The following is a 7342-nucleotide window of genomic DNA, read 5'->3' as shown; positions in this document are numbered from 1 at the left end:
CCCCCCGTCCAACTGGAACCTTCGCACGGCGGGCGAAGCGCTGTCCGCGGCGGGCCTGGAACTGACCCGAACGGAAGAGGAGTACCCGGTGCTCACGTTCCACGACATCGGCGCCCTGGTCCACCACCTGCGCATGGTCAGCTGGCAGATCCCCGACTTCGGCCCCGAGCGCTACGACGCCGCGCTGCGCCGTCTCCACCGGCGGATGCGCGCGGAAGGTCGCCTCGACGTGCGCGCGCACCGGTTCCTGATCATCGCCGAACGACCGTAAACGCCCGCGCGGTCAGCCGCCCCGATCAGCGCGCACGAACAGACGGAACGGGTGGCCCACCGGGTCGCACAGGACGCGTACGTCGGCCTGGGTTGGACGTCGGCGAGGGTCGCGCCCAGGGTGAGGGCGCGGTCGACGGCTGACGGCAGATCGCTGACCTCGATGTCCAGATGCGCCATGATCTGCTGCTCGGACCGGGTGGCAGGCCACCGCGGGGGCGTGAAGAGCGGCTCCGTCTGGAACGAGAGACCGGCGCCGCCGTCGGGCGGTGCGAGCTCGACCCAGTCCGGTTCGTCCTTTCGTACCGGCCACCCGAGCAGGCGCTGGTAGAACCGCGCCAGCTCGCGGGCGTTCGGCGCGTCAAGAGTGGTCGCGGCCAACGTGAAACGCGGTTGCGGCTTCATACGGTGCCGCTGCCCGGTTCCGCCGCTTCCAAGACCGGTCGCCCGTCGCTCGGGAGCCGGCCCGAGCCAGCGACCCGGTTCGGCGTCCGGGTGGCGTTCGACGCCGGTGGCCCGGTCGGGAGAGGGCCCAGGATTTTCCCGTGGGCGTGCGTGTCCGCCGGGACGGACACGCGGCCCGGAGGCTGTTGCTGCTTCACGCCGTGAGTAGACGTACCCGGTCGTACACCTTACGGGCCAGGCGGTTGCTGCGAAATGGCCGTAGGAGTTGCTTCGCCTTGGCGACGCGCTCATCCACCCTGCCGGACTGCACGTCGGGGTACTCATCGAGCACGCGGTTCCACGAAGCACATGCCGCTTCCAGGAGCCCTGTTTCGAGCTGGCGTTCCGCCATCATGGCGCCGAATCGCAGTCGGGACCGGCGGCTGTCCGTCGAGTCGCGCAGTCGAAAGTGGCTGGAAGGGACTGAACGCTACCCGCCACGTCTCCTATGCCGTATCGCATCTGGGCGAGATGGTAGGCCAGGGTTGAGGCGTTGTATCGGCCGAAAGTTCCGGTCTGGCTGTCTGCCCTCTCCAAGGCTGTTTCGGCCGCCTTGATGCTCCGCAGGGCAGCACGTTTGTCGCCCTCGACGGCGTAAGAGTGCGCCTGCTGACCAGCAAGGAAGGCTCGCATGCGAGGTGTGGCGCTGGGCGAGGCCGCAGCAGCGGCGTCGGCTAGCCGTGAGGCGGTCCGCCCATGTCCCAAGTCCACGGCCTGGACGGACATGCCCCGGAGGATGTGGCAGTAAGTCAGTGATCGTCGCTGGCCCCGGCCAGTTCGAGCCCCTTTGCGTAGTAACGCTGGGCAAGACCCTGTAGCCCCTCATCAACGGCCATCCAGCCGGTCAGGCAGCACAGGAAGGAGGCGGCCGAGAGCATTGCCTACCGCACCCCTTGCGGCCCGTCTGCCCGCAAGTGCGGCGCCACCGTGTTGGGCATGGCTGGAGCCTAGTAGGACAGCGGGGCGCGGGGGTGGGGCGCGGACAAGTCGCTCGGCGACGTGCGTTTCTCGCTGCGGGGTGACGAACAAACCGGCCCTCTGGAATCAGGGCGGCAAGCGCTCGGCGCACGGCGGGGCGCCACAAGCCGTAGTGATTACTGAGCACGGTTTCTGGCGCGATGGCGCCACGATGCTCGGCGTGTTTTACCAGCGCATCGCGATCGATGGCGTCGTCCGACCCGTGCCTTCGAACGCGCAAGCCCCAGGCGACGGCAGCGGGGAATGGGTACTCACCGCGGGTTCGAGTGCGGACGGAGAGGTCGGAGCCTCGTGTCCAACGAGTTGCCCGCTGAGCAGGTCCTGGACCAGCCCGTCAGCTGGGGCGCTGCTCCCAGGCCACCCGCTACGAGCAGGCAGCGGGAAGCGGTCACCTACGGGCTCTGGGCCGAAGCCCCCCAAAGGCAGCTTGGGGGGCTTCGTACTGACCATTAATCAGCAGGTCAGAGCCGCGCTCCTAGACGTTGACGCCGTAGTCGGTGGCGATGCCGGCCAGGCCTGAGGCGTAGCCCTGGCCCACCGCGCGGAACTTCCACTCGGCGCCGTGCCGGTAGAGCTCGCCGAAGATCATCGCCGTCTCGGTGGCCGCGTCCTCGCTGAGGTCGTAGCGGGCGATCTCAGCGCCGTTGGCCTGGTTGACGACGCGGATGAAGGCGTTGCGGATCTGGCCGAAGCTCTGGCCGCGGGCGACCGCGTCGTGGATCGAGACGGGGAAGACGATCGAGGCGATCTCGGCGGGCACGGCCGCCAGGTTCACCTTGATCGCCTCGTCGTCGCCCTCGCCCTCACCGGTGAGGTTGTCCCCGGTGTGCTCCACGGAGCCGTCCGGGCTTGTCAGGTTGTTGTAGAAGACGAAGTGCTGGTCGGAGGCGACCTTGCCGCTCGCGGTGCACAGCAGGGCGCTGGCGTCCAGGTCGTAGTCGGCGCCCGTGGTCGTGCGGACGTCCCAGCCGAGCCCGACCACCACCGCGGTCAGGCCGGGTGCCTCCTTGGTCAGCGAGACGTTGCCGCCCTTGGACAGGGTAACTCCCACGCTCTCCTCCTCGATGCGTATGGGGTCCGTGGATATGTGCCCAGATGGGCCCCCGGTTACGAAACTACAGCAGTGTAGAAATTGTCCGACCGTCGGCTCAGAGGCCGAACTCGGCGGGCGACAGGCCGAGTGCGAAGCAGGCCTCGCGGACCACACCGCGCTCCGCCTCGTCGAAGTGCCCGTCGGTGCCGCCGATCACGATGCCGATCTGGATGACGGCCCGCGCCTCGGCCGGCTTCCTGCCGGCCTTGGCGACCTCCTGCAGGAGGCTGACCTTACCGAAGTCGAAGTCCTCGGTGAGCTTGTCGAGGCAGCCCTCGAAGCGCCGTTGCAGATCCATCGCGTCGGAGTTCCGCAGGACGTCGTTGCCGGCGATGAGTTGCGCCACGCGGCGGCGCTCGGCGGGGTCGATCGAGCCGTCGGCCGCGGCCACCAGTGCGCAGATCGCCATGCTCGCGTCGCGGAACGCCCCGCTCCTGAGGTCGTTCTTCTTGGCGTTGAGCTGAGCCTGCATCGACGACGCGGACTCCTTGACGCGGTCCCAGAGGGTCATGGGGAAACTTCGTTGATGGACTGGCGGATCATCTTCTACGTAAGTGTAGAACCAGCGTCGGGGCCGCGTGACGAGGGGTTCGCGCGCGATGAGGGGTGACGCGCGTAGTTTCCCTTGGACCTGGCAGGTACATATCACTACTGAACGGCCGCTCGCCCGAAGGGTGTTCGCGCCGTGCCACCCCCCCACAGCCATCGAAAGGCCCCCCATGCGCAGGACGCTGCTCACCGGCGCCGTCACCCTCGCCCTCATAGCCCCGCTTGGCCTCGCCACCGCCAGCACGACCGCCGCCGTCGAGGCCCAGGACGACGCCTACTACGCGGACGCCCTCGGCCTGACCGGCGAGCCGCTGCGGGACGCGCTGCACGAGATCATCAGCACCGGCGTCACCACCCTCAGCTACGCGGAGGTCTGGGACGCGCTCAAGGAGACCGACCAGGACCCGGCCAACCCCGCCAACGTCATCCTGCTCTACACCGGCCAGTCCCGCTCCGCCGACCTCAACGGCGGTGACGTCGGCGACTGGAACCGGGAGCACGTCTGGGCCCAGTCGCACGGCGACTTCGGCACCTCGCGCGGCCCCGGCACCGACGTCCACCACCTGCGCCCGGCCGACGTGCGGGTCAACAGCTCGCGCGGCAACAAGGACTTCGACGACGGCGGTTCGGCCGTCGCCATCGCCCCGGGCAACTACACCGACGCCGACTCCTGGGAGGCCCGCGACCAGGACAAGGGCGACATCGCGCGGATGCTCTTCTACATGGCCGTGCGCTACGAGGGCGGCGACGGCTTCGCCGACCTGGAGCTCAACGACGCGGTGAGCAACGGCAGTCGCCCCTACCACGGCCGGCTCTACACGCTCCTCGAATGGCACGCGCAGGACCCGCCGTCCGCCTTCGAGGAGCGCCGCAACGAGCTCATCCACGACGAGTACCAGGGCAACCGCAACCCGTTCATCGACCACCCGGAGTGGGCCGAGGCCATCTGGGGGTGACCATGGGCCGCCCGGCCGCCCAGGCGCGTAGCCTCGACGGATGGACGTGGAGTCACCGCGGCGCCGCGCCGACGTCGTCGCCTCGTACGTGGGGCTCACCGACTGGCGCGGTCGGGCCGTCCGTTTCGACATCTGCCGGACCCCCGAGGGGGAGTGGCTGGTCGACCTGTCCCCCCACGGGCTCGGGATCGCGCGGCCCGACGAGCTGTGGGCGTTCGGGGAGGGGCTGTTGCGGCTGGTCGGCGGGGAAGGCGGCGATCGGGAGCCGGACTTCCCGCTCTTCGGCAGCGACTGCCAGGAGGCGCGCGCCGTCGCCGGGAACCTGGACGGTGACCTGTACCTGAGCGTGTGGGCGAACGGCGGCTACCTGGAGCTGAACCCGATCGAGACGGCCGACCCCGCCGTGTTGGCGGGCCCCGCCCGCGCCCTGCTCGCCACCCTCCGCGCCGCGGGGTGCCAGCCGGGCTGACGGCGGCGGCCTGGCTTCCCCGGGCCGGGCCGGAAACCCCTGGTAGGCGAGCGGGGCGCGGACATAGACTCCGCCGGGGCGCGTCACCCGGGCGTGGCTCCCGTCGTCGTGCCCGCCTTCGCCGCGCCATCGGAGTCAGCGATGTCCCGTACCGTCCCCGGCACCCGGCCCGTCCGCGCCAGGGCCGCGGTCTTCGCGCTGTTCTTCACCAACGGATTCGTCTTCTCCAACGTGGTCCCGCGCTACCCGGAGATCAAGGCCGAGCTCGGCCTGTCCAACGCCGCCCTCGGCACGGCCATCGCCGCGATGCCGCTCGGCGCGCTGGTGCTCGGGCTGACCGCGGGCCCGCTGATCAGGCGGTTCGGGTCGGCGCGCACCGCCGTCGTGAGCCAGCTGCTGATGGGCGTCAACATCGTCCTGGTGGGCACCGCGCCCGGGTACGCGGTGCTGTGCGCCGCGATCTTCGCGGCCGGCAGCCTGGACGCGGTGAACGACGTCGCCATGAACGCGCACGGCATGCGGGTGCAGCGGCGTTACGGCCGCTCGATCCTGAACGCTTTCCATGGGCTGTGGAGCGTGGGCGCCGTGCTCGGCGGGGTGGCCGGCGCGGCGGCCGCGCAGTTCGAGCTGGCGCTCGCCGTGCACCTCGGCCTGGTCAGCGCGGTCACCCTGGTCTCGGCGCTGGTCTCCTCGCGGTTCCTGCTGCCCGGGCCCGACGACACCGAGCGCGACCCGGCCGCGGCGCCGGCCGCCACCGCCGGTGGCGGCGGCCGGGCCTGGCTGCGGCGTCCGGTGCTGGTCGCGTTCGCCGTGCTCGGGCTGATGACGGCGGCCACCACCGTCGTCGAGGACGCCCCGAGCTCCTGGGGTGCCGTGTACCTGCGGAGCGAGCTGGCCGCCAGCCCCTTCGTCGGCGGCCTCGCCTTCATGGCGCTGCAGGGCACCCAGACCGTGGGCCGGCTGCTCGGCGACCGGGTGGTCCAGCGGCTCGGCGACCGCACCACCGCCAGGATCGGCGGCGTGCTGGTCACGGTCGGCATGGGCGCGGCGCTGCTGTGGCCCTCGGTGCCGAGCACGGTCGTCGGCTTCGGCCTCGCGGGGCTCGGCATCGCGACGCTGATCCCGGCGGCCCTGCACGCCGCCGACGAGGTGCCGGGTCTCCGGCCGGGGGCGGGCATCAACGTGGCCGCGTTCCTGCTGCGCATCGGCTTCCTGGTGTCGCCGCCGGTGGTGGGCCTGATCGCCGACGCGCACTCGATCCGGCTCGGCCTCGTCGTGGTGCCGCTCGCCGGCCTGGTGATCCTGCTGACCTCGCGCGTCCTCGCCACCCGGCGGGAGCCGGCGGCCGAGGTCGGCGCGGCGTCCGAGCCGGCGTCCCGCGCCGCCGCCTGACGGCGACCGCGCGTCGCGCGCGGTCCGTCCCACCGTGATCCCGTTCCTGCGCGATCCGCGCAGCAGTGGGTCCGAAGTCGGATGACTCGCGTTATCTCGCGCGAAATGCGCGAGGACTCTTGCGTGAAACAAACAGCCATGCGACGGTTTCCGGCATCACGATCCTGGCGGCCGCACGGGAAGCCGAACCATGCCCACCACGCTCATCACCACGCCCACCTTCGCGCGGTACTCCCGCGACCCCTGGACCCTGCTGGAGAGCGCCGGCGCCGGGCCGGTGCGCCCGGTCGAGGACGCCGCCCTGCCGGGCCCCGAACTCCTGGCCAGGGTCGGCGCCGTCGACGCGCTGATCGTCGGCATGGACCCCATCACCGCCGAGGTCATCGAGGCCGCCGAGCGGCTGAAGGTCATCGCCAAGCACGGCGTCGGCGTGGACACCATCGACCTGGCCGCCGCCCGCGCCCGCGGCGTCCGCGTCACCTACGCGCCGGGCAGCAACTCGCGCGCCGTCGCCGAGTTCACCTTCGGCCTCATGCTGGACGCCGCCCGCCGCGTCACCGAGGCCGACGCCCGACTGCGTGCCGGCCGCTGGCCGAAGCTCTTCGGGCCGGAACTCGCCGGCAAGACCCTCGCGATCGTCGGCTTCGGCCGCATCGGCCGGCTGCTCGCCGGCTACGCCCAGGCCTTCGGCATGACCGTGCTCGCCCACGACCCCCACCTCGACGACGCCGAGATCAGCGCCCACGGCGCCCGCCCCGCCGACCTGCGCACCTGCCTGGCCGAGGCGCACTTCACCAGCCTCCACCTGCCGGCCGACCCCGGCGCGCCGCCGCTGCTCGACGAGACGCGGCTGCGCGCCATGCGGCGCGGCGGCTACCTGATCAACGCGGCCAGGGGCGGCCTCGTCGACGAGCGGGCCCTCGCCGCCCTGCTCGCCGACGGCCACCTCGCCGGCGCCGCCGTCGACGCCTTCGCCAGCGAGCCCCTCGGCGACAGCCCGCTGCGCACCGCGCCCAACGTCGTGCTCACCCCGCACATGGCCGCGTGCAGTCAGGAGGCCAACCGGGCCATGGGCGTGGCCGTCGCCGAGGACGTGGTCCGCGTGCTGGCGGGCGAGGAGCCGCGCCACGAGGCGCCCTGACCCCGCCGTCGGCCCGTACGCCGCGTCCCGGTCCCCGATCTCCCCAGCCC

The 7342-nt window shown here is 71.7% G+C and carries 8 protein-coding genes and 1 pseudogene; 5 read left to right on the top strand and 4 right to left on the bottom strand.

From position 1 onward, the window contains the following. Positions 1 to 271 (top strand): annotated as a pseudogene (locus E1265_RS30685) (SAM-dependent methyltransferase); the annotation flags it as partial. Here E1265_RS30685 and E1265_RS30680 read toward each other — a convergent pair. The 4 genes from E1265_RS30680 to E1265_RS30665 form a co-directional block, all read right to left on the bottom strand. Further along, on the bottom strand, positions 172 to 675 hold the full coding sequence (locus E1265_RS30680) for a VOC family protein (protein ID WP_243741231.1): 504 nt from the start codon (positions 673 to 675) through the stop codon (positions 172 to 174). The pseudogene E1265_RS30685 and the gene E1265_RS30680 overlap by 100 nt on opposite strands. 788 nt (positions 676 to 1463) lie before the next feature. Next, positions 1464 to 1592: a hypothetical protein gene (locus E1265_RS40475; RefSeq protein WP_279571479.1), complete on the bottom strand. Its 129-nt coding sequence runs from the start codon at positions 1590 to 1592 to the stop codon at positions 1464 to 1466. 575 nt (positions 1593 to 2167) lie between these two features. Then, the gene (locus tag E1265_RS30670) at positions 2168 to 2743 is read right to left on the bottom strand and encodes a TerD family protein (RefSeq protein WP_132934239.1); all 576 of its coding nucleotides are present in this window, start codon (positions 2741 to 2743) and stop codon (positions 2168 to 2170) included. Positions 2744 to 2840: 97 nt separating this feature from the next. After that, complete coding sequence (locus E1265_RS30665) at positions 2841 to 3296, bottom strand: tellurite resistance TerB family protein (RefSeq protein WP_132934238.1); 456 nt, start codon at positions 3294 to 3296, stop codon at positions 2841 to 2843. Positions 3297 to 3504: 208 nt separating this feature from the next. Between E1265_RS30665 and E1265_RS30660 the strand changes: the two genes are divergently transcribed. The 4 genes from E1265_RS30660 (at position 3505) to E1265_RS30645 (ending at position 7292) form a co-directional block, all read left to right on the top strand. Beyond that, positions 3505 to 4290: an endonuclease gene (locus E1265_RS30660; RefSeq protein WP_132934237.1), complete on the top strand. Its 786-nt coding sequence runs from the start codon at positions 3505 to 3507 to the stop codon at positions 4288 to 4290. A gap of 40 nt (positions 4291 to 4330) precedes the next feature. Continuing rightward, positions 4331 to 4759: a hypothetical protein gene (locus E1265_RS30655; RefSeq protein WP_132934236.1), complete on the top strand. Its 429-nt coding sequence runs from the start codon at positions 4331 to 4333 to the stop codon at positions 4757 to 4759. Between the two features lie 141 nt (positions 4760 to 4900). After that, positions 4901 to 6151, top strand: a complete 1251-nt coding sequence (locus E1265_RS30650; RefSeq protein ID WP_132934235.1) for an MFS transporter — start codon at positions 4901 to 4903, stop codon at positions 6149 to 6151. 190 nt (positions 6152 to 6341) lie between these two features. Continuing rightward, entirely contained in the window at positions 6342 to 7292 is a 951-nt protein-coding gene (locus E1265_RS30645; RefSeq protein ID WP_132934234.1) for a phosphoglycerate dehydrogenase, read from the top strand. Positions 7293 to 7342: the final 50 nt, after the last annotated feature.

The organism is Streptomyces sp. 8K308 (assembly GCF_004348315.1).
Lineage (GTDB): Bacteria > Actinomycetota > Actinomycetes > Streptomycetales > Streptomycetaceae > Streptomyces.
Note: the sequence above shows the minus strand (reverse complement) of the source record. Positions and strands in the feature narration are given on the sequence as shown.